Source organism: Mycolicibacterium sp. HS_4_1, assembly GCF_054515875.1.
The window spans coordinates 5,000,497-5,026,071 of record NZ_CM137261.1 but is presented as its reverse complement, the minus strand read 5'-3'; the positions used below and the strand labels follow the sequence as shown (position 1 = coordinate 5,026,071).

General features: G+C 67.3%; 29 protein-coding genes. 23 read left to right on the top strand and 6 right to left on the bottom strand.

The window, feature by feature from the left end; all coding sequences use genetic code 11:
- Positions 1-66: 66 nt before the first annotated feature.
- Both ACX12F_RS24340 and regX read left to right on the top strand, forming a co-directional pair.
- Positions 67-1,284, top strand: a complete 1,218-nt coding sequence (locus ACX12F_RS24340) for a sensor histidine kinase (protein ID WP_459366843.1) — start codon at positions 67-69, stop codon at positions 1,282-1,284.
- Positions 1,281-1,967, top strand: coding sequence for a two-component sensory transduction protein RegX (gene regX / locus ACX12F_RS24335; RefSeq protein ID WP_459366842.1), 687 nt, complete (start codon positions 1,281-1,283; stop codon positions 1,965-1,967). The genes ACX12F_RS24340 and regX overlap by 4 nt, the downstream gene beginning before the upstream one ends.
- A gap of 11 nt (positions 1,968-1,978) precedes the next feature.
- Here regX and ACX12F_RS24330 read toward each other — a convergent pair whose 3' ends face one another.
- Positions 1,979-2,797 (bottom strand): DUF3109 family protein, encoded by an 819-nt coding sequence (locus tag ACX12F_RS24330; RefSeq protein WP_459366841.1) that lies wholly within the window; start codon positions 2,795-2,797, stop codon positions 1,979-1,981.
- Positions 2,798-2,822: 25 nt separating this feature from the next.
- Here ACX12F_RS24330 and ACX12F_RS24325 point away from each other — a divergent pair, with 25 nt between their 5' ends.
- From ACX12F_RS24325 to ACX12F_RS24290, 8 genes are all read left to right on the top strand, one after another.
- On the top strand, positions 2,823-3,809 hold the full coding sequence (locus tag ACX12F_RS24325; protein ID WP_459366840.1) for a Ppx/GppA family phosphatase: 987 nt from the start codon (positions 2,823-2,825) through the stop codon (positions 3,807-3,809).
- Entirely contained in the window at positions 3,806-4,960 is a 1,155-nt protein-coding gene (locus tag ACX12F_RS24320) for an Rv0497 family membrane protein (protein ID WP_459366839.1), read from the top strand. Before ACX12F_RS24325 ends, ACX12F_RS24320 begins: the two co-directional genes overlap by 4 nt.
- Positions 4,961-4,971: 11 nt before the next feature.
- Positions 4,972-5,817: a sugar phosphate isomerase/epimerase family protein gene (locus ACX12F_RS24315; RefSeq protein WP_459366838.1), complete on the top strand. Its 846-nt coding sequence runs from the start codon at positions 4,972-4,974 to the stop codon at positions 5,815-5,817.
- 29 nt (positions 5,818-5,846) lie between these two features.
- Complete coding sequence (gene proC / locus ACX12F_RS24310) at positions 5,847-6,710, top strand: pyrroline-5-carboxylate reductase (protein WP_459366837.1); 864 nt, start codon at positions 5,847-5,849, stop codon at positions 6,708-6,710.
- A gap of 139 nt (positions 6,711-6,849) precedes the next feature.
- Positions 6,850-7,074, top strand: coding sequence for a cell division/environmental response transcriptional regulator (locus ACX12F_RS24305; RefSeq protein ID WP_029105159.1), 225 nt, complete (start codon positions 6,850-6,852; stop codon positions 7,072-7,074).
- A 262-nt stretch (positions 7,075-7,336) separates the two neighbouring features.
- Positions 7,337-7,438, top strand: coding sequence for a 30S ribosomal protein bS22 (locus tag ACX12F_RS24300; RefSeq protein ID WP_003402602.1), 102 nt, complete (start codon positions 7,337-7,339; stop codon positions 7,436-7,438).
- A 48-nt stretch (positions 7,439-7,486) separates the two neighbouring features.
- The gene (locus tag ACX12F_RS24295) at positions 7,487-8,605 is read left to right on the top strand and encodes an SDR family oxidoreductase (protein ID WP_459366836.1); all 1,119 of its coding nucleotides are present in this window, start codon (positions 7,487-7,489) and stop codon (positions 8,603-8,605) included.
- A 33-nt stretch (positions 8,606-8,638) separates the two neighbouring features.
- A complete protein-coding gene (locus ACX12F_RS24290) occupies positions 8,639-9,697 on the top strand; it encodes a lysophospholipid acyltransferase family protein (RefSeq protein WP_459366835.1) in 1,059 nt (352 codons plus the stop codon).
- A 165-nt stretch (positions 9,698-9,862) separates the two neighbouring features.
- On the opposite strand, the gene ACX12F_RS24285 is transcribed toward ACX12F_RS24290, so the two are convergent.
- On the bottom strand, positions 9,863-10,393 hold the full coding sequence (locus ACX12F_RS24285) for an FAS1-like dehydratase domain-containing protein (RefSeq protein ID WP_459366834.1): 531 nt from the start codon (positions 10,391-10,393) through the stop codon (positions 9,863-9,865).
- A gap of 69 nt (positions 10,394-10,462) precedes the next feature.
- Positions 10,463-11,341, bottom strand: a complete 879-nt coding sequence (locus ACX12F_RS24280) for an HAD family hydrolase (protein ID WP_459370489.1) — start codon at positions 11,339-11,341, stop codon at positions 10,463-10,465.
- 179 nt (positions 11,342-11,520) lie between these two features.
- On the opposite strand from ACX12F_RS24280, the gene ACX12F_RS24275 reads away from it, so the two are divergent.
- The 12 genes from ACX12F_RS24275 to ACX12F_RS24220 all read left to right on the top strand — a co-directional run bounded on the left by ACX12F_RS24275 (position 11,521) and on the right by ACX12F_RS24220 (position 21,452).
- A complete protein-coding gene (locus ACX12F_RS24275; protein WP_459370488.1) occupies positions 11,521-11,733 on the top strand; it encodes a glutaredoxin family protein in 213 nt (70 codons plus the stop codon).
- Between the two features lie 178 nt (positions 11,734-11,911).
- The gene (locus ACX12F_RS24270) at positions 11,912-13,282 is read left to right on the top strand and encodes a glutamyl-tRNA reductase (RefSeq protein ID WP_459366833.1); all 1,371 of its coding nucleotides are present in this window, start codon (positions 11,912-11,914) and stop codon (positions 13,280-13,282) included.
- Positions 13,283-13,288: 6 nt separating this feature from the next.
- Complete coding sequence (gene hemC / locus ACX12F_RS24265) at positions 13,289-14,248, top strand: hydroxymethylbilane synthase (protein ID WP_459366832.1); 960 nt, start codon at positions 13,289-13,291, stop codon at positions 14,246-14,248.
- 3 nt (positions 14,249-14,251) lie between these two features.
- Positions 14,252-15,934, top strand: coding sequence for a bifunctional uroporphyrinogen-III C-methyltransferase/uroporphyrinogen-III synthase (locus ACX12F_RS24260; protein ID WP_459366831.1), 1,683 nt, complete (start codon positions 14,252-14,254; stop codon positions 15,932-15,934).
- Between the two features lie 20 nt (positions 15,935-15,954).
- Entirely contained in the window at positions 15,955-16,935 is a 981-nt protein-coding gene (hemB, locus tag ACX12F_RS24255; RefSeq protein ID WP_459366830.1) for a porphobilinogen synthase, read from the top strand.
- On the top strand, positions 16,932-17,414 hold the full coding sequence (locus ACX12F_RS24250; protein ID WP_459366829.1) for a hypothetical protein: 483 nt from the start codon (positions 16,932-16,934) through the stop codon (positions 17,412-17,414). Before hemB ends, ACX12F_RS24250 begins: the two co-directional genes overlap by 4 nt.
- Before the next feature lie 7 nt (positions 17,415-17,421).
- Positions 17,422-17,826, top strand: a complete 405-nt coding sequence (locus ACX12F_RS24245) for a hypothetical protein (RefSeq protein WP_459366828.1) — start codon at positions 17,422-17,424, stop codon at positions 17,824-17,826.
- On the top strand, positions 17,823-18,323 hold the full coding sequence (locus tag ACX12F_RS24240; protein ID WP_459366827.1) for a transport-regulating membrane protein Mce1N: 501 nt from the start codon (positions 17,823-17,825) through the stop codon (positions 18,321-18,323). The genes ACX12F_RS24245 and ACX12F_RS24240 overlap by 4 nt, the downstream gene beginning before the upstream one ends.
- A complete protein-coding gene (locus ACX12F_RS24235; RefSeq protein WP_459366826.1) occupies positions 18,320-18,562 on the top strand; it encodes a hypothetical protein in 243 nt (80 codons plus the stop codon). Before ACX12F_RS24240 ends, ACX12F_RS24235 begins: the two co-directional genes overlap by 4 nt.
- A 10-nt stretch (positions 18,563-18,572) precedes the next feature.
- Positions 18,573-19,784, top strand: coding sequence for an acyl-CoA dehydrogenase family protein (locus ACX12F_RS24230; protein WP_459366825.1), 1,212 nt, complete (start codon positions 18,573-18,575; stop codon positions 19,782-19,784).
- Between the two features lie 209 nt (positions 19,785-19,993).
- Positions 19,994-20,851, top strand: coding sequence for an oxygenase MpaB family protein (locus ACX12F_RS24225; protein ID WP_459366824.1), 858 nt, complete (start codon positions 19,994-19,996; stop codon positions 20,849-20,851).
- Positions 20,841-21,452: a TetR/AcrR family transcriptional regulator gene (locus tag ACX12F_RS24220; RefSeq protein ID WP_459366823.1), complete on the top strand. Its 612-nt coding sequence runs from the start codon at positions 20,841-20,843 to the stop codon at positions 21,450-21,452. The genes ACX12F_RS24225 and ACX12F_RS24220 overlap by 11 nt, the downstream gene beginning before the upstream one ends.
- Here the strand turns inward: ACX12F_RS24220 and ACX12F_RS24215 are convergent.
- Positions 21,416-22,987 carry a hypothetical protein gene (locus ACX12F_RS24215; RefSeq protein WP_459366822.1) on the bottom strand — a complete coding sequence of 524 codons (1,572 nt, stop codon included), beginning with the start codon at positions 22,985-22,987 and terminating at the stop codon, positions 21,416-21,418. The two genes, ACX12F_RS24220 and ACX12F_RS24215, sit on opposite strands and share 37 nt — an antisense overlap.
- A gap of 258 nt (positions 22,988-23,245) precedes the next feature.
- Here ACX12F_RS24215 and ACX12F_RS24210 point away from each other — a divergent pair, with 258 nt between their 5' ends.
- Positions 23,246-23,374, top strand: coding sequence for a hypothetical protein (locus ACX12F_RS24210; RefSeq protein WP_459366821.1), 129 nt, complete (start codon positions 23,246-23,248; stop codon positions 23,372-23,374).
- A 263-nt stretch (positions 23,375-23,637) separates the two neighbouring features.
- On the opposite strand, the gene ACX12F_RS24205 is transcribed toward ACX12F_RS24210, so the two are convergent.
- Entirely contained in the window at positions 23,638-24,741 is a 1,104-nt protein-coding gene (locus tag ACX12F_RS24205; RefSeq protein ID WP_459366820.1) for a fatty acid desaturase family protein, read from the bottom strand.
- A gap of 25 nt (positions 24,742-24,766) precedes the next feature.
- Positions 24,767-25,477: a TetR/AcrR family transcriptional regulator C-terminal domain-containing protein gene (locus ACX12F_RS24200; protein WP_459366819.1), complete on the bottom strand. Its 711-nt coding sequence runs from the start codon at positions 25,475-25,477 to the stop codon at positions 24,767-24,769.
- Between the last annotated feature and the right edge of the window lie 98 nt (positions 25,478-25,575).

Sequence of the window (25,575 nt, the reverse complement as noted above, 5' to 3'; positions counted from 1 at the left end):
TGTGACTTGTATCGTTCTGGCCGCTCGCTGCTGGGATGGCGTTCATCTGATGCGTACGATTTGGCCGTGAGCTTGTCGTCCGCGCTGCCTCTGGTGGCCGTCTCGGCGCTGCTCGCGTTGGCTGTGGGCCTCGCGATCGGTTTGCGGTGGGCGCCGCGGTTGATCGAGCGCCGCGAGCGCCGCACCGCGGAGCAGTCCGGCCTCACGGTGTCCGAGATGTTCGCCCACATCGTGTCCATGTCCCCGCTGGGCATGGCGGTGGTCGACACCTACCGCGACGTCGTCTATACCAACGGCCTGGCCAGAGAACTGGGACTGGTGCGTGACCGGCTGCTCGACGACCGGGCCTGGGCGGCCGCGCAGCGGACCCTGGCCACCGGAGAAGACGTCGAGTTCGACCTGTCCCCGGCTAAACGCGCGAACCCGGGCCGCTCCCGACTGGCGGTGCGCGGTCTGGCGCGTCAGCTGACCGAGGAGGACGGCCGTTTCGCGGTGGTCTACGTCAACGACCAGTCCGAACAGGCCCGCATGGAGGCCAGTCGCCGCGACTTCGTCGCCAACGTCAGCCACGAGCTCAAGACACCGGTCGGCGCCATGGGGCTGCTGGCCGAGGCGCTGCTGGCGTCGTCCGAGGACCAGGAGATGGTCAACCGGTTCGCCGAGAAGATCGTCACCGAGTCCACCCGGCTGGCCAACATGGTCGGTGAACTCATCGAACTATCGCGGCTGCAGGGCGCCGAGCCGTTGCCGAATCTCGATGTCGTCGACGTGGATTCGGTTGTCGCCGAAGTGGTTTCCCGGCACAAGGTGGCTGCCGACAACGCCGACATCGCGATCACCACCGATGCGCCCCGCGGCTACCAGGTGCTGGGCAGCGAGACCCTGCTCGCGACCGCGCTCGCGAACCTGGTGTCCAACGCAATCTCCTACTCGCCCAAGGGTTCCCAGGTGTCGGTCAGTCGGCGCCGGTACGGCGACAACATCGAGATCGCGGTGACCGACCGCGGCATCGGCATCGAAAAAGCCGACCAGGAGCGGGTTTTCGAACGATTCTTCCGCGTCGACAAGGCGCGGTCCCGGGCCACCGGCGGCACCGGGCTGGGGTTGGCCATCGTCAAACACGTGGCGGCCAACCACAACGGAACCATCCGGCTGTGGAGTCAGCCGGGAACCGGATCGACGTTCACGTTGTCGATTCCGGCCTATCTCGACTCGGACGACGGGGATGTCGACGAGGGAGATGACCACTCATTGCCATCACAAGGAGGGCGACAGAACCAATGACCAGTGTGCTGATCGTGGAGGACGAAGAGTCCCTGGCGGACCCCTTGGCATTCCTGTTGCGCAAGGAAGGTTTCGAAGCCACCGTCGTGACCGACGGTCCGTCGGCGCTCGCCGAGTTCGACCGGGCCGGGGCCGACATCGTGCTCCTGGACCTGATGCTGCCGGGCATGAGCGGCACCGACGTCTGTAAGCAGCTTCGCTCGCGCTCGGGTGTGCCGGTCATCATGGTGACCGCGCGCGACAGCGAGATCGACAAGGTCGTCGGCCTGGAGCTCGGTGCCGACGACTACGTCACCAAGCCGTACTCGGCCCGCGAGCTGATCGCCCGCATCCGGGCCGTGCTGCGGCGCGGCGGCGAGTCCGACGACGTCGTCGGCGCCGACGGCGTGCTGGAGGCCGGTCCGGTCCGGATGGACGTCGAACGGCACATCGTGTCGGTCAACGGCGAGACCATCACGCTGCCGCTCAAGGAGTTCGACCTGCTCGAGTACCTGATGCGCAACAGCGGCCGGGTGCTGACCCGCGGCCAGTTGATCGACCGGGTCTGGGGCGCCGACTACGTCGGTGACACCAAGACCCTGGACGTCCACGTGAAGCGGCTGCGGTCCAAGATCGAGGCCGACCCGGCCAACCCGGTGCACCTTGTCACCGTGCGTGGGCTGGGCTACAAGCTCGAGGGTTAGTTCCCTCGCGCTTACTTCTCGGCTGCGTGAGTGGCCGGGTGAACGGCGATGAGCCCCAGCCCGGCCCGGCGCTTGCACAGCGCGGCCAGTTCGGCGTACACCTTTGCGCCCAGCAGCTCGGTCAGCTCGGGCCCGTAGGACTCCCACACGGCCTTGGCGCCGACGTGCGCCGCCGGGTCGCCCGTGCAGTACCAGACCAGGTCGTGGCCACCTTCACCCCAGCCGCGGCGGTCGTATTCGGTGACGACGGTCCGCAGGATTTCGGTGCCGTCCGGCCGCGTCACCCAGTCCTGCGTCCGGCGGATGGGCAGTTGCCAGCAGACCTCGGGCTTCATGGTCAGCGGTTCGACGCCGAGCTTGAGCGCCTTGCTGTGCAGTGCGCAGCCGATGCCGCCGGCGAAACCCGGCCGGTTCAGGAAGATGCACGCACCCTTGTACTTGCGGGTCCGCAGGTTGGGCTTGTCGTCGTACTCGTCCATCTCGAGGTAGCCCTTGCGGCCCAGGCCCTTCTCCCGGAACTGCCAGTCCTCGTCGGTCAGCAGCTTGACCGACTCCTCGAGCTGCGCGACGTCGTCGTCGTCCGCCATGAAGGCGCCATGGCTGCAGCAGCCGTCGTCGGGCCGTCCCTCGACCGTGCCCTGGCACGCCGGCGTCCCGAAGACGCAGGTCCATTTCGACAGCAGCCACGTCAAATCCGCGGCGATCAGATGCTCCGGATTGTCCGGGTCGAAGAACTCCACCCACTCGCGGGCGAAGTCCAGTCCGACCTCGTGGGAACCGGGCTTGGCAGGTTCGCCGGGACTGATCTGCGATGCGGTCACAGCGTGCAACCGTAGACCCGTTACCGTGGTTTCCGTGCGATTGGGCGTCCTCGACGTGGGCAGTAATACCGTTCATCTGTTGGTTGTCGACGCGCGTCGCGGCGGGCATCCGACTCCGATGAGTTCGACCAAGGCCTCGCTGCGCCTGGCCGAGGCCATCGACGACACCGGCAAACTGACCCGGAAGGGCGCCGACAGCCTGGTCGCGACCGTCGACGAGTTCGCCAAGATCGCCACGAGCTCGGGATGCGCGGAATTTATGGCGTTCGCCACATCTGCCGTCCGGGACGCCACCAACTCCGAAGCGGTCCTGGCCCGGGTGCGCGCCGAGACCGGCGTCCAGCTGCAGGTTCTTTCCGGGGTCGACGAATCGCGGCTGACGTTCCTCGCGGTGCGCCGCTGGTACGGCTGGAGCGCGGGCCGGATCATCAACCTCGACATCGGTGGGGGATCGCTGGAACTGTCGGGCGGCATCGACGAAGAGCCCGACATCGCGCTGTCGATGCCGCTGGGTGCGGGCCGGTTGACGCGGGAATGGCTGCAGGAGGATCCGCCGGGGCGGCGGCGGGTGGCCGTGCTGCGCGACTGGCTGGACAACGAGCTGTCCACGCCGGCGACAAAGGTTCTGGCCGCCGGCACACCCGAGCTGGCGGTGGCGACCTCGAAGACGTTCCGGTCGCTGGCGCGGCTCACCGGTGCGGCGCCGTCGGGCGCGGGACCGCGCGTGAAGCGCACCTTGACCGCCGCTGGCCTCAGACAGCTCATATCTTTCATCTCTAGGATGACCACGGCCGACAGAGCCGAGCTGGAAGGGGTGAGTGCCGACCGCGCGCCACAGATCGTGGCCGGTGCGTTGGTGGCCGAGGCGACCATGCGAGCGCTGTCGCTGGACTCCGTGGACATCTGCCCGTGGGCGTTGCGGGAGGGTGTCATTCTGCGGAAACTCGACAGTGAAGCCGATGGAACCGACTTGGTCGAAACGTTCGCGGGCTTAGCTCCCGCCAAAGGCGAGACACGATGACAGATTCAGACGACTTCTCCTCGACGCGACCGATCTCGGTCGCCGAGCTGCTGGCCAAGAACGGCACCATCGGTGCGCCGCCGGTCGGTGGCCGCCGGCGCCGGCGGCGGGGGAACAGCGACGCGGTGACCGTCGCCGAACTGACCGGCGAAATCCCGATCATCCGGCCGGAGACGCTGCAGGCGGAGCCGGCTCAGACGGCGGACGTAGCAGCTCCCGAACCGGTTGCCGAGCCCGAGCCGGTGCCCGAGTCCCCGGCCGAGCCCGAAGCCGCAGCCGCGGACGCGGCCCCGGCTGTCGAGGACGAGGCGCCGTCTGCGGCCGATGAGATGGAGCCCGACGACACCGGGGCCCACTACGTCGTCGACGACCAGATGCTGCACACCGACCTCGTCGACCCCGCGCCCGTGGCGACCGAGGCGGAATCCGATTACGAGGACCACCTGCGCCGCCGCGCCGCCGAAGCCGACCCGCTGGAGTTCGTGGCTCCGTCGCGCAAACCCGCGTTCCGCTGGTCGTTCAAGCCGGTCCGCGGGGCGGAGGAGATGGTCCCCGACCCGGTCGATGAGGACGTGCCGGCCGACGCGGACATCGACGACGATCTGCTCGCGCTCAAAGGTGCCGAGCCCGTTACCAAGCTCGACAGCGGCGCCCTCCATGTCGTCGACGACACTGACACCGATGCCGTGGCGGTCGCTGCCGCCGCCGAGGCCCTCGATGCGGCACCGGTACGCGACACGTCGCGCGGCGGCCGCAGCGAGCGGTATGACGCCCTGTTCGGTGGCTTCGCCGCCGACGAGGACACCCGCCGGGAGGACGTGGTCGCCGATCACGGCGAGGCGGAGCTCGTCGGCCATCCCGAGGCCGAGCAGGAGGACGAGGAGTCCGGGTCTGCCCTGAAGCGCGGTGCCTGGGTGGTCGGCCAGAGCCTGCTGGCCGTCGCGTTCGGCGCCGGCATGTTCTTCGCCTTCGATCAGCTGTGGCGCTGGAACCAGATCGTGGCGCTGATGCTGTCGATGCTGGTGATCCTCGGCTTGGTCGCCGGTATTCGGGTGATCCGGAAGGATCATGATCTGGCCAGTACGCTGATCGCGATTCTGGTCGGCGGTCTGGTGACGTTCGGCCCCCTGGCACTGCTCTACTCAGCCTGAACCGGAGGCCTGTGCGTCCCGCCATCAAGGTAGGTCTGTCCACCGCGTCGGTCTATCCATTGCGGACCGAGGCTGCGTTCGAGTACGCCGCCCGCCTGGGCTACGACGGTGTCGAGCTGATGGTGTGGGCCGAGCCCGTGAGCCAGGACATCAATGCCATTGCCGCCATGTCCGCCCGCTACGGCGTGCCTGTGTTGTCGGTGCACGCGCCATGTCTGCTGATCTCGCAGCGGGTGTGGGGCTCCAACCCCATCCCGAAGCTGGAACGCAGTGTGCGGGCCGCTGAGCAGCTGGGTGCGCAGACGGTCGTCGTGCATCCGCCGTTCCGGTGGCAGCGCCGCTACGCCGAGGGTTTCTCCGACCAGGTCGCCGAACTCGAAGCATCCGGCGATGTGCTGGTGGCGGTCGAGAACATGTTCCCCTTCCGCACTGACCGGTTCTTCGGCACCGGCCAGTCGTCCATCGAGCGGATGCGCAAGCGCGGCGGGGCCCCGGGCCCCGGGATCTCGGCGTTCGCGCCGTCCTACGACCCGCTGGACGGCAATCACGCCCACTACACCCTGGACCTGTCGCATTCGGCCACGGCCGGCACGGACGCCGTCGACATGGCGCGGCGCATGGGCGGGGGGCTGGTGCACCTGCATCTGTGCGATGGCAACGGGGCGTCCACCGACGAACACCTGGTGCCGGGACGCGGCAGCCAGCCGACGGAACAGATTTGTCAGATGCTCGCCGCCAGTGAATTCTCCGGGCACGTGATCCTGGAAGTCACCACGTCGGCGGCACGCAACAACGCCGAGCGGGAGGCGCTGCTCGTCGAGTCGCTCGAATTCGCGCGTCGGCACCTGCTGCGCTGACCCTGCGCAGTCCTGGCATGCTGTCTCCCGTGGCGAGAATTGCGATCATCGGTGGCGGAAATATCGGAGAGGCCCTGCTGGCGGGGCTGTTGCAGTCGGGTCGGCAGGTCAAGGATCTGGTGGTCGCCGAGGCGTATCCGGCACGTGCCGCGCAGCTCGCCGACAAGTACTCGGTTCGGGTCACCGATGTCTCTGATGCCGCGGAGAACGCGGCCTATGTGATCGTGGCCGTCAAGCCCGACGCCGTCGAGGGTGTCGTCGAGGCGCTGGCCGTCGTGGCCGCTGACGCCGACAGCAGCAGCGTCGAGCAGGTCGTGGTGTCGGTGGCTGCGGGCGTCCCGACGTCCTTCTACGAGGCCAAGCTGCCCGCCGGTGCGCCGGTGGTGCGGGCGATGCCGAATACGCCGATGCTGGTCGGTGCGGGCATCACCGCGCTGTCGCGGGGCCGTTTCGCGAACGAGGCCCAGCTGGCCGAGGTCGCGGATATCTTCTCCGCCGTCGGCGCGGTGCTGACGGTGCCCGAGAAGCAGATGGACGCGGTGACCGCGGTGTCCGGCTCGGGTCCTGCGTACTTCTTGCTGATGGTCGAAGCCGTGGTCGACGCCGGTGTCGCGGCGGGCCTCCCACGGGCCGTGGCGACCGAGCTGGCGGCCCAGACGATGGCCGGTTCGGCGGCCATGTTGCTTAATCGGATGGCCGAATCGGGAACAGCTTCCGCGGTCGGTCCGTTGGATACCAGTGCCGCGCAATTGCGCGCCTCTGTGACCTCTCCGGGGGGCACTACCGCCGCTGGTCTGCGGGAACTCGAGCGCGGTGGGCTGCGGGCCGCCGTCGCGAGTGCGGTGGAAGCCGCAAAAACCCGGTCTGAGCAGCTAAGAATTACATCTGAGTAGTTCTAAGATTTCAGATTGATTACCCCACACCCGTCGCAATAACCACATTGGCCACGCTATTCTCCTTCTCGTAAGCACGCGTTGGTGCCAGCGGAGGGGAAGCCGCTGGAGCTGGCCGTGCCTGATTGATTGGGTTGCGATGACGTCTATGAACGGGCCGTCGGCGCGTGACGGTGGCGATCAGCCACGAACGCAGTTCCTGACTGTTGCCGAGGTTGCGAGCCTTATGCGGGTGAGCAAGATGACGGTATACCGGCTGGTGCACAACGGGGAGTTGCCCGCGGTGCGTGTCGGCCGATCATTTCGGGTGCACGCCAAGGCGGTGCACGACCTGCTCGAGTCCTCGTACCACGACGCGGGTTAGCCGCCGCGCGTCTGGCTGAGCCGTCCGCGCGATGCGGCGGCACCGGAGTGCTCGGTCGACGACCGCTGTGCGCCTGGATGGGTAGCGATAGCCATCGGGTCCGCCAGCGTGAGTGGACCGGGCATCTGGACGGTGTGCACGTCTTCCAGCGGCGCGATCAGCAGGCGTTTTCGTGGCGGGAAACCCCGCCGGGTAAAGTGGCGGGGTTGGTTTCACTCCGATCTTCACGGATCGACGTCTAGTAGCGGAGACTTCAAAGTCTATGGGTTCAGTCATCAAGAAGCGGCGTAAGCGCATGTCGAAGAAGAAGCACCGCAAGCTGCTTCGTCGCACCCGGGTTCAGCGCAGAAAACTCGGTAAGTAACCGCGACGCTCGCCTGTGTCATGTGTCGACGCCCATTAGGCTGACCAAATGGATGCCGACGGACGCCCTGGAAGCCGGCCCACCGCGCCGGGCGGAAGCGATTCCGGCCCGGACATCCCCGAGACCCTGCACCACCCCAAGGTGGTGCTGGTCACGGGTGCGTGCCGGTTCCTGGGCGGCTATCTGACAGCCAGGCTTGCGCAGAACCAGCTCATCGAGCACGTGATCGCGGTTGACGCGATCACGCCGAGCAAGGACATGTTGCGGCGCATGGGCCGCGCGGAGTTTGTCCGCGCGGACATCCGCAACCCCTTCATCGCCAAGGTCATCCGGAACGGCAACGTCGACACCGTCGTCCACGCGGCGGCGGCGTCATACGTGCCGCAGTCCGGTCGCGCGGCGCTCAAAGAGCTCAATGTGATGGGCGCGATGCAGTTGTTCGCGGCCTGTCAGAAGGCCCCTTCGGTCCGTCGGGTGATCCTGAAGTCGACGTCGGAGATCTACGGGTCCAGCCCGCGCGATCCGGTGATGTTCACCGAGGACAGCAGTGCTCGCCGGCCACCGGGGGAGGGCTTCGCCCGGGACAGCATCGACATCGAGGGCTACGCCCGCGGTCTCGCACGCCGGCGGCCCGACATCGCGGTCACCATCCTGCGGCTGGCCAACATGATCGGTCCGGCCATGGACACCGCGCTCTCGCGGTACCTGGCGGGTCCCTTGGTGCCGACGGCCTTCGGGCACGACGCCCGGTTGCAGCTCCTGCATGAGCAGGACGCTCTCGGGGCGCTCGAACGCGCCACCTTGTTGGGTCGGGCCGGCACCTTCAACATCGGGGCGCCGGGCGTCATCCTGATGAGTCAGGCCATTCGCCGCTCGGGCCGGATCGCGCTGCCGCTGGCCGGACCCACGATGTGGGTGCTGGATGCGTGGCGACGCGCGACGGCGGGCGTAGAACTGGACCGCGAACAGTCCGACTACATGCGCTACGGCCGGGTCATGGACACCACACGGATGACGAGGGAACTCGGCTATACCCCAAAGTGGACGACCATGGAGGCTTTTGACGATTACGTTTCAGGCCGCGCGCTGACGCCCATTATCGACCCAGGATGGGTAGGCTCAATGGAGCGTCGTGCAGTAGCCGCAGCGCAGCGGTGGGGACGCTGATTTCGCAAGTTTTTGATGGTGGGAGATATTGACGTGGCGGGCGAATCTAAAGCCAAAGTCATTCCTCTACATTCGAATTCGACACGTGCTTCTGCGCAACGTCGTGCGTCGAGGCGCGATGCCACGCTGCGACATCCGTCGCTGCTGTCCGACCCCGGGACCCGCGCATCGGCTGACCAGATTGCTGCCGTGGTCCGGGAGATCGACCAGCACCGGTTTGCCGCGTCCGGCCCCTCGGCAGGCGACGGACCCAATGAGTTGGCCCAACGCATCGGTTCCGCTGCGGATTTCATTCGCAGGCGGATGACCGGTGATTATGTCGTCGACGAATTCGGGTTCGATCAGCACCTCAATAGTGCGGTGTTTCTTCCTTTGCTACGAACGCTTTTCAATTCCTGGTTCCGCGTCGAGGTGTCGGGCATCGAGAACCTCCCGGATGACGGCGCCGCGTTGGTCGTGGCAAACCACGCGGGCGTATTGCCCTTCGACGGGTTGATGACGTCGGTGGCCGTGCATGACAAGCACCCCAAGCATCGCGACTTGCGGTTGCTGGCCGCCGACCTCGTCTTCGATCTGCCGGTGGTCGGACAGGCCGCACGCAAGGCCGGGCACACCATGGCCTGCACCGCCGACGCGCACCGGCTGCTGGAGGCCGGCGAGCTGACCGCCGTGTTCCCCGAGGGGTACAAGGGGCTGGGCAAGCCGTTCAAGGACCGGTACAAGCTGCAACGGTTCGGCCGCGGTGGCTTCGTCTCGGCGGCGCTGCGCTCGGGTGCGCCCATCGTGCCGTGCTCGATCGTCGGCTCCGAGGAGATCTACCCGAAGATCGGCGACGTGAAGCTGCTCGCCCGGCTGCTCGGGTTGCCGTACTTCCCGCTGACACCGCTGTTCCCGCTTGCCGGGCCCATCGGGCTGCTGCCGTTGCCGTCGAAGTGGTACATCCAGTTCGGTGAGCCCATCTCGACGGCCGACTACGACGAGTCCGCCGCCGACGACCCGATGATCACCTTCGAGCTGACCGACCACGTGCGCGCGACCATTCAGCAGACGCTGTACCAGCTGCTGGCCAACCGCCGCGGCACGTTCCTGTAAGCACTCCCCGCGAGCGTGCGCGTCTGCGCGCAACACGCCGCGGATTCCGTACGAAAACGTCCCGCTCGCGGTTGCTGAGCGGGACGTTTTCGTATGCGCAGTTTGTGTGTCGCAGTGCAGACCCCCGGAAGCGGAAGGTGCCGCCGGCGCGGCTCGCGCTGGAGGTCAACCCTTTTGTGCCGCAACCATTTTCGCGATGGCGGCGTCGCGGGCCGCGGCGATCTGCGCGCTGACCTCGCTGGCTTCGCCTTCATGCTGAGCCTCGCCGAGCATGGTGACGATGCTGGTCATCACCGGCTCGCCGTTGTCGTCGGTGACCTCGGCTCGGATCTCGCTGATCACCGTGCCGTGCGACTCGATCACCGAATCCAGGTAGGAGTCGAACCACAGCCGGTCGCCGACCTTGATCGGGCGGTGAAAGATCAGCTTCTGGTCACGGTGCAGGACGCGCTGCAGGTTGATCGGCACGTCGAACTGGTTGAACAGCTCGAGTTGGACTCGCCGCCCGGCGACCGCGATGAACGTCAGCGGCGCGATGAGCGTGTCCGAACCGCACTCGGCGGCCGCTTCTTCAGAGAAATGGGCGGGGTGATCGTCCTGGACGGCCTGCGCGAACTCCTTGACCTTCTCGCGGCCGACCTCGAAGTAATCCGGATACCGGAAGTGGGTCCCGATGATGTCGTCCGCAATGCCCATGGCGGGTGAGCCTATCAGCGTTCGAGTCGCTGACCTGCACACAGCGGGCGGGGTGCGCGGGCGTCGCGCCTAGTCGCCCTTACGCGACGCCATGGCGGCGAGCGCCCCGCCGACGGCACCCAGGGCCAGCGCTGACGGCACGCCGATGCGCGCGGCCTTGCGGGCGGTCCGGAAATCGCGGATTTCCCAGCCGCGCTCACGGGCGACGTCGCGCAGCGCGGCGTCGGGGTTGATCGCGACGGCGGTGCCGACCAGCGACAGCATCGGCACGTCGTTGAAGCTGTCCGAGTACGCCGCACAGCGGCGCAGGTTGAGGCCCTCGCGAATGGCCAGCTGCCGCACCGCGTGCGCCTTGCCGACGCCGTGCAGGATGTCGCCCACCAGGCGGCCGGTGAACACCCCGTCTTCCGATTCGGCGACGGTGCCCAGCGCGCCCGTCAGTCCCAGCTTGCGGGCGATGGTCTGGGCCAGCTCCATGGGCGTCGCGGTGACGAGCCAGACCTGCTGGCCGGCGTCGAGGTGCATCTGTGCCAGTGCGCGCGTGCCCTGCCAGATCTTGTCCGCGATGATCTCGTCGTAGATCTCGTCGCCGAGGGCTTCCAGTTCCGCGGTCTGGCGGCCTTCGATGAACGACAGGGCCTTGCGCCGGCCGGCGGCGACGTCGTCGCTGTTCTCCTTGCCGGTCACCTGGAACTTGGCCTGCGCGTAGGCGAACCGGGCCAGGTCGGAGTATTTGAAATAGTCGCGGGCGGCCAGGCCGCGGGCGAAGTGCACGAGCGACGAGCCGTGCACCAGCGTGTTGTCGACGTCGAAGAACGCGGCCGCGGTGAGGTCGGGCGGCGGTGGGAGCGCCGGGGCGGCGGGTTCGTCGGCCCCGGAATCCTGGTCGACAGCCTCCTGATCGGGGCCGTCGGCAGGACCGGCGGGCACGGGCTCGTCGGCAGTCACGGGGCTGGATTCGGACACGGTTCAACACTAGTGCCCGTCGGCCGCACTCCTCAGGGTGACTCGTACGACTCGTACCTCGCCGCTTGATGGTCATGCGGCCAGGTCACGCCATACTGATGCGCGTGGATCGATCAGGGAACAGCCACCGCGTGACGTTGCTCACCCGTGCCGGATGCAGCATGTGCGAACGCGCGTCGGCTCAGCTCGTAGAGTTGTCCGACGAGCTCGGATTCGTCCTGACGAGCACGGATGTCGATGTCCTGGCCGCAGCCGGGGACACCGCGCTGCGCGCCGAGTTCGGTGATCGGCTGCCTGTGGTGCTCCTCGACGATGTTGAGCACAGCTACTGGGAGGTCGACGTGGAGCAGCTGCGAGCCGACCTGACTGGTTAGACCCAGTTGGCCGACCGACCCATCAGGCCGCCGGTGAGCCGGTGCCCCGGGGTCCGGCGGGCGTATAGCAAATTTGGTTGGCGGGCTGGTGAGCGGCTAGCTTTGAATACGTTCCTGCGGCCAGACGAGGCCCGGGAAACCTTCCTGCGCTACGGAGGTGCTACGAGGTGATGAGGCCGTGAGCGTCCTGCTCTTCGGGGTTTCGCACCGCAGTGCGCCGGTTTCTGTGCTCGAGCAGCTCAGCACCGACGAGGCCGAACAGGCCAAGATCATCGAGCTGCTGCTGCAGTCCTCTCTGGTGACCGAGGCCATGGTGCTGTCCACCTGTAACCGGGTCGAGGTGTACGCGGTGGTGGATGCGTTCCACGGCGGGCTCTCGGTGATCGGTTCGGTGCTTTCCGAGCGGTCCGGTATGTCGCTGCACGACCTCACCAAGTACGCCTACGTGCGGTACGCCGAGGCGGCCGTCGAGCATCTGTTCGCCGTGGCCAGCGGCCTGGACTCGGCCGTCATCGGCGAGGCGCAGGTGCTGGGCCAGGTGCGCCGGGCCTATACCTCCGCGGAGGCGCACCAGACGGTCGGCCGCACCCTGCACGAGCTGTCGCAGCGGGCGCTGTCGGTCGGCAAGCGCGTCCATTCCGAGACCGGGATTGACGCCGCGGGCGCCTCGGTGGTGTCGGTGGCGCTCGACATGGCCGAGACCAAGTTGACGTCGCTGACGGGACTGACGGCGGCCGTGATCGGCGCCGGTTCCATGGGCGCCCTGGCCGCCGCGCATCTGACGCGCGCCGGGATCGCCCGCGTCGAGGTGGTCAACCGCTCGCTGCCGAGGGCCGAGCGCATGGTCGAGAATCTGAAGGCCCAGGGCGTCGACGCCGCGGCGCACACCCTCGACGACATCGCCGTCGCGCTGGGCAACGCCGACGTCGTCGTCGCGTGTACTGGCGCCGTGCGCCCGGTGGTGTCGTTGGCCGATGCGCACCGCGGACTGATGAACCGTCCCGAACATCGCCAGTTGGTCATCTGCGACCTGGGCATGCCGCGGGACGTCGACGGCGCGATTGCTGGCCTGCCCGGCGTGCACGTGATCGACATGGATCGGATCCAGCGGGAACCGTCGGCCCGGGCCGCGGCCTCGGATGCCGAAGCGGCCCGCTCGATGGTCGCCGCGGAGGTCGCCAGTTACCTGGCCGGCCAGCGGATGGCCGAGGTCACCCCGACCGTCACGGCCTTGCGTCAGCGTGCTGCCGACGTCGTCGAAGCGGAGTTGTTGCGGCTCGACAACCGGGTTCCGGGACTCGACGCCGTCCACCGCAACGAGGTCGCGAAGACGGTCCGCCGGGTCGTGGACAAGTTGCTCCACGCGCCGACGGTGCGGGTCAAGCAGTTGGCCAGCGCGCCCGGCGGTGACAGCTACGCCGAGGCGCTGCGCGAGCTGTTCGAGCTCGACCCGCAGGCCATCGATGCCGTGTCCGCGGGCGAATTGCCCTTGGCGGCAACAGATTTGGCGGTCGGCGAGCCGCATTCCCACCACGACAAGGCTGAGTAACCGCACTTGGTAACTACCCTCGAAAATGTTGTCCGGATCGGCACCAGGGGCAGCCTTTTGGCTACCACGCAGGCCGGCACCGTCCGTGACGCCCTGATAGCTCTCGGCCAACCCGCGGAGCTGGTCATCATCAGCACCGAAGGTGACCGCTCGCAGGCGCCCGTTGCAGACATCGGCATCGGCGTGTTCACCGCCGAGCTGCGGCACGCCATGGCCGACGGCCGCATCGACGTCGCGGTGCACTCGTACAAGGATTTGCCGACGGCGCCCGACGAGCGCTTCGTCATTGCCGCCGTGCCGCCGCGCGAGGATGCGCGTGACGCCTTGGTGGCGCGCGACGGAATGGTGCTGGGGGAGTTGCCGGCCGGCTCGGTGATCGGCACGTCGAGCCCGCGACGGGCGGCACAGCTTAGAGCACTGGGTCTCGGTTTGGAAATCCGCCCCCTACGAGGCAACCTAGATACCAGGTTGAACAGGGTAAGTAGTGGTGATCTCGACGCTGTTGTCGTCGCCCGAGCGGGTCTGGCCCGTATCGGACGGCTCGATGTCGTCACCGAGAGCCTCGAGCCGGTGCAGATGTTGCCAGCGCCGGCGCAGGGCGCCCTCGCGGTCGAGTGCCGAGTGGGTGACACCGAGCTGGCGACGCTGCTGGGAAAGCTGGACCATCCCGACACGCGCGCCGCGATCACCGCCGAACGAGTCCTGTTGGCCGAACTGGAGGCGGGTTGTTCCGCGCCGGTGGGTGCGATCGCTGAAGTGGTCGAGTCCATCGACGAGGACGGCCGAGTCTTCGAAGAGCTGTCGCTGCGCGGTTGCGTGGCGGCGCTGGACGGATCCGACGTGATCCGGGCGTCCGGGATCGGGACACCCGAACGGGCACGGGAGCTGGGGCTCTCGGTGGCCGCGGAGTTGTTCGACCTGGGGGCGCGTGACGTGTTGGATCAGCGGACTGTAGAGCGGGAGTGAGAGATGACGACCCGAGTGCGTAAGCACAAGCCCGGCCGCATCACCTTTGTCGGTTCCGGCCCCGGTGATCCGGGCCTGTTGACGACGCGTGCGCGCAACGTTTTGGCGCATGCGGCATTGGTCTTCACCGATCCTGATGTGCCCGAGGCGGTGCTGGCGCTGATCGGCACCGATCTGCCGCCGACGTCCGGGCCGCACCCGGCCGACGCCGAGCCGGCTGCCGATGCCAAAACCGACGACGCTGCCGCTCCGGTTCCGGCCGTGGCCCCGGCCATGACGTTCCCGCACGGTGTCGACGTCCGCCCCGCGCTGGGTGACCCGACCGAGGTGGCCAAGCTGCTGATCGCCGAGGCCAAGCACGGTGTTGACGTGGTGCGTCTGGTGGCGGGCGACCCGCTGTCGGTCGACGCTGTCATCACCGAGGTGAACGCCCTGGCCAAGACTTCGGCGCACTTCGAGATCGTGCCGGGCCTGCCGTCGTCGACGGCTGTGCCGACCTACGCCGGCCTGCCCGTCGGCTCGGCGCACACCGTGGCCGATGTCCGCGGCGACGTGGACTGGGCGGCGCTGGCCGCCGCTCCCGGGCCGCTGATCCTGCACGCGACGGTGTCGCACCTGCCGGACGCCGCCCGCACTCTGATCGAATACGGCCTCACGGACAGCACCCCGTGTGTCGTGACCGCGGGCGGCACCACCTGCCAGCAGCGGTCCATCGAGACCACGCTGGCCGGGCTGCTGGACAAGGCCGTGCTGGAGAAGCCTGTCGGCCCCGAGCCGGTCGGTCCGCTGGCCGGCCCGCTGGTGGTCACCATCGGCAAGACGGTGGCACACCGGGCCAAGCTGAACTGGTGGGAGAGCCGCTCGCTGTACGGCTGGACCGTGCTGGTGCCGCGCACCAAGGACCAGGCCGGCGAGATGAGCGATCGGCTGGTGGGCCACGGCGCCCTGCCCATCGAGGTGCCGACCATCGCGGTCGAGCCGCCGCGCAGCCCCGCCCAGATGGAGCGTGCGGTCAAGGGTCTGGTCGACGGTCGTTTCCAGTGGGTCGTGTTCACCTCCACCAACGCCGTGCGCGCGGTGTGGGAGAAGTTCAACGAGTTCGGTCTGGACGCCCGCGCGTTCTCCGGGGTGAAGATCGCCTGCGTCGGTCAGGCCACGGCCGACAAGGTGCGTGCGTTCGGTATCAACCCCGAGCTGGTGCCTGCCGGTGAGCAGTCGTCGCTGGGTCTGCTGGACGAATTCCCGGACTACGACGAGATTTTCGACCCGGTGAACCGGGTGCTGCTGCCGCGCGCCGACATTGCCACCGAGACGCTCGCCGAGGGCCTGCGTGAGCGGGGCTGGGAGATCGAGGACGTCACGGCCTACCGCACCGTTCGTGCGGCACCGCCGCCGGCGCATACCCGCGAGATGATCAAGACCGGTGGTTTCGACGCCGTCTGCTTCACCTCGAGCTCCACGGTGCGCAACCTGGTCGGCATCGCCGGCAAGCCGCACGCCCGGACCATCGTCGCCTGCATCGGCCCGAAAACCGCTGAAACCGCTGCCGAATTCGGCCTGCGCGTGGACGTGCAGCCGGAGACCGCCGCCGTCGGCCCGCTGGTCGAGGCGCTGGCCGAGCACGCCGCCCGGCTGCGCGCCGAGGGTGCCTTGCCGCCGCCGCGCAAGAAGAGCCGTAGAAGATAGCGGTCGCTAAACTTCGTCATATGTCCTTTCCTCGGCATCGTCCACGGCGACTGCGCACGACTCCGGCGCTACGGCGTCTGGTGTCCGAAACCTCGCTGGAGCCACGGCATCTGGTGCTGCCGATATTCGTGGCGGACGGGCTCGCCGAGCCCCGTCCGATCACTTCGATGCCCGGCGTCGTCCAGCACACGCGCGAGTCGCTGCGCCGTGCCGCTGCTGACGCCGTGGCGGCCGGTGTGGGCGGCCTGATGCTGTTCGGCGTCCCTTGTGACGGGGACAAAGATGCCACCGGTTCCGAGGGCGTCAACCCCGGCGGCATCCTCAATGTGGCTCTGCGTGATCTGAATTCGGACCTCGGGGATGCGACCGTCCTGATGGCCGACACCTGCCTGGACGAGTTCACCGATCACGGGCACTGCGGCGTGCTCGATGTCCACGGCCGGGTCGATAACGACGCCACCAACGAGCAGTACATCAAACTTGCGGTGGCCCAGGCTGATTCGGGTGCGCAGGTCGTCGGCCCGAGCGGCATGATGGACGGTCAGGTCGCGGCGATCCGCGACGGGCTGGACCAGGCCGGGCACACCGACGTTGCGATCCTGGCCTATGCCGCCAAGTTCGCGTCGGCGTTCTACGGCCCGTTCCGTGAGGCCGTCGGCTCCAGCTTGCAGGGCGATCGTCGTACCTACCAACAAGATCCGGGCAACGCCCGCGAAGCGGTGCGGGAGATCGAGCTGGATCTCGCCGAAGGTGCTGACATGGTGATGGTCAAGCCGGCGATGAGCTATCTGGACGTGGTGCGGGCCGCTGCCGACATTTCGCCGGTACCCGTTGCGGCATACCAGATTTCGGGGGAGTACGCGATGATCAGTGCGGCCGCGGCCAACGGCTGGATCGATCTGCGGGCCTCGGTCCTGGAGTCGCTCATCAGCATTCGGCGCGCGGGCGCCGACATCGTGCTCACGTACTGGGCGACGGACGTCGCGGGCTGGCTGCGGTGAACCCACAGCACCCGCAGCATCCCCAGAATCCGCAATACCCGCCGTATCAGGGTCCGGGGCCGGACGGGCCCGGACCCGAGCCGCACGAAATGCCGCAGGACGTTGTCACCGGTTTCTGGCTGTGGACGGCGGCGCTGCCACTGTCGGTGATCGGCTACGTGATCAACCTGCTGACGACGCCCGAGCGTGCGGTATCGGGCTACGCCTACGCGGTGTCGGGCCTGATGCTGTTCATCGTCGTGGTCCTGGTGGCGACGTTCCTGGTGCTGTTGCGGCAGGGCTACCGGTGGGCGCGCAGCATCCTGACCGGCGGGGCGGCGGCGACGATCCTGTACCTGACCACCAATCTCTTCGCCGACTACCACGGCGCGGCCGCCGCACTCGGCTACGCGGTGTGCGGTATCGGCGGTGCCGTGCTCATCGGTGGCGGCGTTTATCTACTGCACCGCCCCGACTCGAACGCGTATTTCGTACGCTAGCCCGGATATGACTGAGCCCACTCCCTCTTCGCCTGCCCGACCCCAGGCTGTCACGGTCGCGTTCTGGTGCTGGGTGGTGGCCGCGGTGCTGCTGATGGTCGGCGGCATGCTGACCGCCACTGCCGAGGTGCCGCCCGCCTACCGGAACCTGGTTGTGGGATTCGGGGCCATCACGGTCGTCGCCGGCGCCGCCATGGCCTTCTCCGCCGGACGCGCCCGGCGCGGTGACAACAGGTTTCGCCGGGCCGCGGTGGCGTTGTCCATGGCGGTCGTGATCGTCGTCGGCCTCCTCGCGGTGCTCGGCGTGGCGCAGCTGCTGTCGCTGGTGGCCCTGTTGCCGTTGATCGCCGGGACGGTCTCGATCACCCGCCCGCCGGCGCAGTCCTGGTTCGACGGAAAGGCCAATGCATGACGGATGCGCCGACGGACACCGACGCTGACCAGGTGCTCTTCCAAGAAGTCGGTGCCAGCTGGTGGTGGCTGCTGCTGGGCCCGTTCTCCGGTGGCTCCATCGCCGCGATGCAGCTGTGGTCGGCTCATCGGCTGGACCCGCTGGTCCCGGTGGTGTTCCTGGTGCTGGTGACGGGGTTCATCGGATTGCAGATCAAGGCCGCACGCCTGCACACGTCGGTCGAGCTCACCCCCGAGTACCTGCGCCAGGGCACCGAGTCCATCCGCGTCGCGGACATGATCGGGATGTTTCCCGAGGCCCGCGGCGCCGACGTACCCCGCTGGCAGTCCTACCGGGCGTTCGGGGAGCTGACGGGCGTCCCGCGCGGGCGCACGGGGATCGGCCTCAAACTGACCGGTGAGCGCAGCGGCCAGGCCTGGGCCCGCCGCCATCGCGGGTTGCGTGCCCAGCTGGAGTCGCTGGGTGTGCGCGAGCTCGGCGAGGACGACGACGAATGAGCGGCAGCAGGATCGTGGCGGCCGGCGCGCTGGTGCTGGCTGTGCTGGCGGCCGTCGGCTCCGTGGTGAGTTGGCTGGCTGCGTCGTCCGTCGCCGACGTGGCGCCGGTGATCACCGGCGAGCCGGTGAAGACGTCGGTGCTCTATGACCCGTCGTTCATCACACTGTCGTTGTTGCTGGCGACCTTGGCTGGGGTGCTCGCCGTAGTGGGTACGGCGAGGTGGCGGCGCGCCAAGTAGTGTGTCGCCCATGTCTTTTTCGTTAGAACTGTCCGCTGACGTCTGCCAGGTCCGCGACTGGGTCCACGAGTTCGCTGCCGGGGTGATCCGCCCGGCTGCCGAGGAGTGGGACGAACGCGAGGAGACGCCGTGGCCGATCATCCAGGAGGCGGCCAAGGTCGGCCTGTACTCCATGGAGTTCTTTGCCACCCAGAGCGCGGAGCCGACGGGGCTCGGCATGCCCGTCGCCGTCGAAGAGATGTTCTGGGGCGACGCCGGAATCTCGTTGTCCATCATGGGCACCGGTCTGGCGGCGGCCTCGCTGGCGGCCAACGGCACCATGGAGCAGATGGGCGAGTGGCTGCCGCAGATGTTCGGCACCATCGACGAGCCCAAGCTCGCGGCCTTCTGTTCGTCGGAACCCGGTGCGGGATCGGATGTTTCGGCGATCATCACCCGCGCCCGCTATGACGAGGCGACTGACGAGTGGGTCCTTAACGGCACGAAGACCTGGGCCACCAACGGCGGTATCGCCAACGTGCACATCGTCGTCGCCTCGGTGTATCCGGAACTCGGCTCGCGCGGCCAGGCCAGCTTCATCATCCCGCCGGGCACCAAGGGTTTCAGCCAGGGTCAGAAGTTCAAGAAGCACGGCATCCGGGCTTCGCACACCGCTGAGGTCGTGCTCGACGAGGTCCGCCTGCCGGGCCGGCTGATCGTCGGCGGCCGGGAGAAGTTCGAGGAGCGGGTCGCCCGTACTCGCGAGGGCAAGAGCTCCGCGGGTCAGGTGGCGATGAAGACGTTCGAGCGGACCCGGCCGACCGTCGGGGCCATGGCGCTGGGCGTGTCTCGCGCGGCGTACGAGTACGCGCTGGGATACGCGCAGGAGCGCGAGCAGTTCGGCCGCAAGATCGGTGATTTCCAGGCCGTCGCGTTCAAGCTGGCCGATATGAAGTCCCGGGTCGACGCGGCCCGGCTGCTGGTGTGGCGGGCCGGCTGGATGGCGCGCAACAACAAGCCGTTCGAGAACGCCGAGGGCTCCATGGCGAAGCTGGTCGCCAGCGAGACCGCGGTCTACGTGACCGACGAGGCCATCCAGATCCTGGGCGGCAACGGCTACACCCGCGACTACCCGGTGGAGCGCTGGCACCGCGACGCGAAGATCTTCACCATCTTCGAGGGCACCAGCGAAATCCAGCGGCTCGTGATGGCCCGGGCAATCACGGGGCTGCCGCTCAAGTAGCTTTCCTCATCGCTCGAACGTGCGTGTCTGCGCGCGACACGGCGCGTCCGATGTACATGAACGTCCCGCTCGGCAGGTCTGAGCGGGACGTTTTTGCGCGGAACTGCCGGCATGTCGCCGCAGACTCCCCCGCAAGCGGGAGGTACCCCCAGCACGGCTCGCGGAAAGTGGGGTTGTTACAGAGTGCAAAATTTGTAACACTGTTCCGTATGACCGAACTTGCAGAGCGGCCGGAGCTTGTCGACTCCCTGCCGCTGGGGCCGGAGTCGCTGGTGTGGAAGTACTTCGGCGACAACCGGATGTACCTGATCGGCCCGCGGCCGGCAGTCCTGCAGAACATGCTGGCCCAGCTCGGCCAGGGCGTCCTGGACCATTCCGTGTTCTTCGCCGACACCTCGGCCCGGATCAAGCGGTCGCTGCCGCCGATCTTCCGCACCGTCTACGGCACCGATGACGCCAACGCCGGGACGCAGGTCCGCGACTTCCACCGCGAGATCAAAGGCGACATGCCGGACGGCAGCCGCTACCACGCGCTCGACCCCGAGACGTACTACTGGGCGCATGCGACGTTCGTCGAGCAGGTGCTGTACTTCGCGGACACCTTCGTCAAACGGCTGAGCGACGCCGAGAAGGAACAGATCTACCTCGAGTCCAAGACCTGGTACCGCCGCTACGGTGTGAGCGACCGGCCGATGCCGGCCACCTACGCCGAATTCGAGGAGTACTGGGACCGGATGCTCAACGAGGTTGCGGTGCCGCACAAGACGGCCCGGTACGGCGTCGGCTATGTGACCAAGGGCTTTCCGGCGCCCAAGGCCGTCAACCCGGCGCTGTGGCGCGTGATTTCGGTGGTGTTCAACCCCGTCGCGGCGTTCCTGACCACCGGTGGCCTCCCGCCGCGGGCGCGCGATCTGCTGGAGCTGCCCTGGACCGACCGGCAGGAGCGCGCGTATCAGCTGTTCGCGGCGGCCTGGCGCACCAAACCGGTGAACTGGGTGTGGGACCGGCTGCCCATGTCGGTGCGGTACAACACGTTTGCGCAAAAGGGCTACGCGCGTGCCCGGTGACGCGACGGCCGCGATCCTCGATGCCGCGCTCGTCGAGTTCGAGCAGCACGGCTTCCGTCGCGTTGCGCTCGATGACGTGGCGCGCCGGGCCGGCGTCAGCCGCACCACGATCTACCGGCGCTTCGCGAACCGTGACGAGCTGGTGGCCGCCGTCGTCGAACGGGAGAACGTCGAGCTGTTCGACGACATCGCGAGCGAACTGAAAGCCGCGGGGTCGCAATCAAATTTGTATGTCGAGGCGTTCACCCTGTCGATCCTGCGATTCCGGCGGCACCGGGTGCTCAACCGGATGATGACCGACGAACCCGCACTCGTCATCGAACTCATGCAACGGCACTACGGCGCCGCGGTCGGCCGGATGGCGGCGGCGCTGCGGGTCATCTTCCCCGACGGCTTCGCCGACCGGATCGGCGAGCAGGCGGTGAACGACCTGGCCGACACCATCCTGCGCTACGCCGCGATGGTGCTGCTGCTGCCGAGCGTCGAGGCGCTGGACAGCGCTGACGAGATCCGTGCCTTCGCCGCAAGACATTTCGTGCCGAGTCTGCCGTCGGCGCTGCAGGGTCAGTCGGGCAAGCCGGTCGCGGGGTCGATGCGGTAGATGCGCATGTGATACGAGCCGGCGCGGATCTCGTGGAGCGGCTGCTGGCAGATTGTCATCGACATGGCCGGGGCCCGGGACGACGACTGCCGGGAATTGGGTTCGCGGTAATGCCGGCACCCGGAGTCGTCGGTGAACTCCGGCCGGACCGCGACGTAGTAGTTGACCTCGTACCGCTTGAACACCGTCCACAACGGTCGCTGCTCCCGGATGTATTTCAGGAACCCGTGGGACATCATGAGCCCTTCGAGGTGCACCACCGGCTGAGCCATGAGCCAGGCGGGCGTCCCTGCGGCGTCTCCCATGGCGTAGACGCCCGGATGCTGCTCCGCAAAGTCCCTGAGTTGGTGTGCCGCTTGGGATATGCCGCCCTGCACGGGCAGTGGCTGCGCTTCGAAAGTGACCGTCGCGCACAGTACCGCCAGGGTCAGCACCCCGACCGGCACACCGACACGCCTGGTCCTCGACGGTGACCGGGTCAGTTCGACAGCCACCAGCGCGGCGGCCACACCGAGCGCCATGTTCTCGAAGTAGAAGTACCAGCAGAACATCATCCAGCCGCTCATGACCGATTGCAGGACCGCCTGCACGACCGGGGCCGCGGCGAGTGCCAGCACGATCCGGCGGGCTTCCCGGTTCTCGATCCGGCGGGCCAGCGTGACGACCACGGCCACGACGGCGGCCAGCTGCATCGCGTTCGCGCCGGGGAACGGCATGTCGACGGCCACGAAGTGCAGGTTCGGCGGCAGATAGGTGCCGAGCGACTTGGCGGACATCGACGTCGTGCTGAGGTGGCCGTAGAAAACCTCGTTGAACCAGACATACAGCCCTAGCGGAAACGCACCCGCCGCTGCTGCCAGCGTGCGCCGCCACCCCCAGGTGGGTGCGATAGCCGCTAACAGCAACGGCACCAACACAATTGAGTCCAGGCGGGCCAGTGCCATGAGGGCGCACAGCAGTCCCGCGACAGCGGCGTATCTGGTGGACTGCTCGGCGAGCGGCCTGCGCGTGAGATGCATGAGCAGCGCCGCGGCGAGGCAGACCGTCAGGGCCATCTCGAGTCCCCACGCGGCGAACGGCGCGATCACGACGGCGGCGACGGCAGCGCCCACGGCGGCCGGCAACCGGCGGCCCGTCACCTGCAGCAGAAACCGCTCGAACAGGAAGAAGAAGCCGATCAGCAGAATCGTTACGCTGATGTCGACGCCGGCAAAGAATGCCGGACCGCCGCCGGTGACGGCATAGAGCGCCGATAACCACAAGAACCACAGCGGGTGATATCCGTTGGTGGATTCACCGGGGAAGAACGTGGATCCGGCGCCGTCGACCCAGTTCTGGGCGGCCTTAAGGTAATAGAAGAAGTCATCGAAGAATCGGACGGTCGGATCCAGACCACCGAAGATGCGCCAGAGGCACAGTGCGACGAGCGCGGCCGGAACCATCCGATGAATGGCCCAGGTGACTACGCGTTCGTTCGTTGTGGTGCCGGCAAATGTAATGATGTTTCCCACCCCCGTAGGAAGCGCAATGAACATGCGCAGTTCCTTTGTTGCCATGGGTAGCTAACCACAATTCTGGGTGCACGGCGAGCCAATTCGTGAAAGTCAATCCTGTTGTGCGGGTTGGTATCTCGACCTTCGGTGGCGTGAATATTTGCTGAATTCGCACAGTGTCGTGCGCACGAATTCGCAGCAATTGACGGGGTGGTTGCGACGTATGGTGGAATCGAATTCCGCATACTCGGGCCGGTTCTGGTGGGCTCTTCGCTGGGAAGTGGGGTAGTGGTGGCGGCAATGGATCTCGCCCTCTCCGGCTACGCCGGAACCTGGGTGTTCGGTCACCGGTCCGGCGTCGGCGTTGACAGCGCCGCGGCGGCGGGCGTGTACTGGATATCGGGGATAGGTGAGGTCGGAGGACAATGACCGTCCACGATGTCGCTGACATGATCGTTTCGGCTACTGCACTTGCGAGGCCCTGATGTCCGCGATGGTGTTGTGCTCGGCGATAAGGCAGTTCCTGGCGACTGGTGAGCCTGCGGCGAGCCGCGCCGCAGGCGGCCGCCGGGCCACCGAGAAGATTCGCCGCCGAGCACGATTTGTCGACTGCTGCCGAGACAACCGGCTGGCCCACCAACGGCGGTGCGATTGCCCTAGCGTCGACTGCGATCTGCACCGCACCGGCTCGTCTACGAGCTAGCGCATACGCAGACCCGCTCGGACGCAACGTCATCCGGCAACGCGAGCGCGACGATGGTGCGCAGGGTGCGGAGATATTGAAGAGCGAGCGGTCCGGTCGTGTATGGCAGGCCGAATCGAGTGCATACGGCCCGAACCTGAATGGCGATCTCGGCATAACGGTTGCTCGGAAGGTCGGGGAACAGGTGATGCTCGATCTGGTAACACAGGTTTCCGCTGAGAAAGGCCAACACCGGCCCCGCGTGGAAATTCGCGGTGCCCAACATCTGTCGTAAATACCATTCGGGTTTGGTCTCGTCGTCCAAGGCCGCGGGCGTGAATTTCTGTGTGCCGTCGGCGAAATGACCGCAACAGATCACCACGTAGGCCCAGGCGTTGCGCACCAGGTTGGCGACCGCGTTCGCGGTGAGCGTGCGGCGCCAGCGGCGAACGCTCAGCGCGGGGAAGAACAGATAGTCCTTGCCGGCCTGGCGGGCGATCTTGCGGACCAGCGCCCGGGTGTGGGCGGATTTCTCGGCGCGAGTGGCCGAGGCTTTCTGCTGGGACTCCCAACCCTGCAGGGCGATACCCCATTCGAACATGACGGCCAGCATGACGTTTCGCAGCGGCTGCAGCAGATTGCTGGGTCTCCACGGCTGGTCCGGGGTGACCCGCATGATGCCGTACCCGAGGTCGTCGTCCATACCGATCACGTTGGTGAACACATGGTGGCGGTAGTTGTGCGCATAACGCCACTGCGCGGAGACACCGGCCATATCCCACTCCCAGGTGCTGGAGTGGATCTCCGGGTCGTTCATCCAATCCCACTGACCATGACAGATGTTGTGGCCGAGTTCCATGTTCTCGATGGCCTTGGCCATGGCCAGTGCTGTCGTGCCGAGCGTGGACCCGACCTTGCCGCGGCTGACGGCGATGATCAGCCGGGCGGAGAGTTCCAGGCAGCGCTGAAACACGATGGTGCGCAGGATGTATGCCCGGTCGGGTGCGCCACGCGAATTCTCGACGTCGCGACGGATGTCATCCAGCGCGGCGCCCAGCGCGTCCAGGTCTGCCTCGCTGAGATGGGCGTATTCGGCTACCGCGGTGATCGCCATCTGGATCACCTCCGTTTCTGGTGGTCTATGGCGAATCGGCCGCAGGCCGTGGTACGCCGAATCGGGAACCGAGCCCGCTGAGCAAGATGTCGAGTCCCAGGTCGAGCTCGGCCCGCCCGTCATAGCGGGCCCACGTCGGGGCGAGGTCTCGCAGGTGGGGGAATTGGTCGATCGGCAGCCGGTAGAGCCCGAGCCGCAACACATGATCGGTTTCCTCGGGACGTTCGATGATCTCCTGCAGTTCGGTCAGGACATGTCCGTAGAGGAACCCGAACAGCGTCCGGTACATGTGAAGCGCGTCGTTCCCGCTGAAGCCTGCCTCGGTCAGGAGTGCGAGCACCTCTTCGAGGTGCCGCAGGATGCCCGGTGGCCGCATCCCGAGCGGCGTGGCAAGGGGACGGGTGACCAGCAGCGGCACCACGTTGGGATGCGCGCGCGCCAGCTCGCGGAAGTCATGGCCGAGTTTGCGTAACGCGGCAGCCCAGTCCGTCGCCGCCGTGTCCAGTGACAGCTGCTCGAAGATCATCTCGACCACACCGTCGAGCACGGCTGCCTTGTTCGACACGTGCCGATAGAGCACCATCGGGTCTCGCCTCATGGCCTCGCCGAGGCGGCGCATCGACAGTGCGTCGACACCGTCACGGTCGATGATTTCCAGCGCACTGGTCAGGACCGCCGCGCGGGTGATCGGCCGGCTTGCGCCGTCCTCTGTGATCGAGGCGGTGCCCTGGGTCATGCGTCCCGGACGTGATCGAGCTCTTGGCGGCGTCATGGCTGAAGCACCGCTCTCCGGACGTGTCTCTCCGACATCGCTTCAGTGTAAGCCTATATCGT

Excerpts from the sequence above, each read along its gene's own strand:
- ACX12F_RS24320 (WP_459366839.1), top strand. The coding sequence starts at position 3,806 with ATGACAGATTCAGACGACTTCTCCTCGACGCGACCGATCTCGGTCGCC.
- regX (WP_459366842.1), top strand. The coding sequence starts at position 1,281 with ATGACCAGTGTGCTGATCGTGGAGGACGAAGAGTCCCTGGCGGACCCC.
- ACX12F_RS24215 (WP_459366822.1), bottom strand. The coding sequence starts at position 22,987 with ATGTTCATTGCGCTTCCTACGGGGGTGGGAAACATCATTACATTTGCC.
- ACX12F_RS24245 (WP_459366828.1), top strand. The coding sequence starts at position 17,422 with ATGACTGAGCCCACTCCCTCTTCGCCTGCCCGACCCCAGGCTGTCACG.
- ACX12F_RS24260 (WP_459366831.1), top strand. The coding sequence starts at position 14,252 with ATGACGACCCGAGTGCGTAAGCACAAGCCCGGCCGCATCACCTTTGTC.
- ACX12F_RS24295 (WP_459366836.1), top strand. The coding sequence starts at position 7,487 with ATGGATGCCGACGGACGCCCTGGAAGCCGGCCCACCGCGCCGGGCGGA.
- ACX12F_RS24305 (WP_029105159.1), top strand. The coding sequence starts at position 6,850 with ATGACGTCTATGAACGGGCCGTCGGCGCGTGACGGTGGCGATCAGCCA.
- ACX12F_RS24205 (WP_459366820.1), bottom strand. The coding sequence starts at position 24,741 with ATGGCGATCACCGCGGTAGCCGAATACGCCCATCTCAGCGAGGCAGAC.
- ACX12F_RS24225 (WP_459366824.1), top strand. The coding sequence starts at position 19,994 with ATGACCGAACTTGCAGAGCGGCCGGAGCTTGTCGACTCCCTGCCGCTG.
- ACX12F_RS24210 (WP_459366821.1), top strand. The coding sequence starts at position 23,246 with ATGGATCTCGCCCTCTCCGGCTACGCCGGAACCTGGGTGTTCGGTCAC.
- ACX12F_RS24300 (WP_003402602.1), top strand. The coding sequence starts at position 7,337 with ATGGGTTCAGTCATCAAGAAGCGGCGTAAGCGCATGTCGAAGAAGAAG.
- ACX12F_RS24240 (WP_459366827.1), top strand. The coding sequence starts at position 17,823 with ATGACGGATGCGCCGACGGACACCGACGCTGACCAGGTGCTCTTCCAA.
- ACX12F_RS24275 (WP_459370488.1), top strand. The coding sequence starts at position 11,521 with ATGTGCGAACGCGCGTCGGCTCAGCTCGTAGAGTTGTCCGACGAGCTC.
- ACX12F_RS24285 (WP_459366834.1), bottom strand. The coding sequence starts at position 10,393 with ATGGGCATTGCGGACGACATCATCGGGACCCACTTCCGGTATCCGGAT.
- hemB (WP_459366830.1), top strand. The coding sequence starts at position 15,955 with ATGTCCTTTCCTCGGCATCGTCCACGGCGACTGCGCACGACTCCGGCG.
- ACX12F_RS24230 (WP_459366825.1), top strand. The coding sequence starts at position 18,573 with ATGTCTTTTTCGTTAGAACTGTCCGCTGACGTCTGCCAGGTCCGCGAC.
- ACX12F_RS24200 (WP_459366819.1), bottom strand. The coding sequence starts at position 25,477 with ATGACCCAGGGCACCGCCTCGATCACAGAGGACGGCGCAAGCCGGCCG.
- ACX12F_RS24235 (WP_459366826.1), top strand. The coding sequence starts at position 18,320 with ATGAGCGGCAGCAGGATCGTGGCGGCCGGCGCGCTGGTGCTGGCTGTG.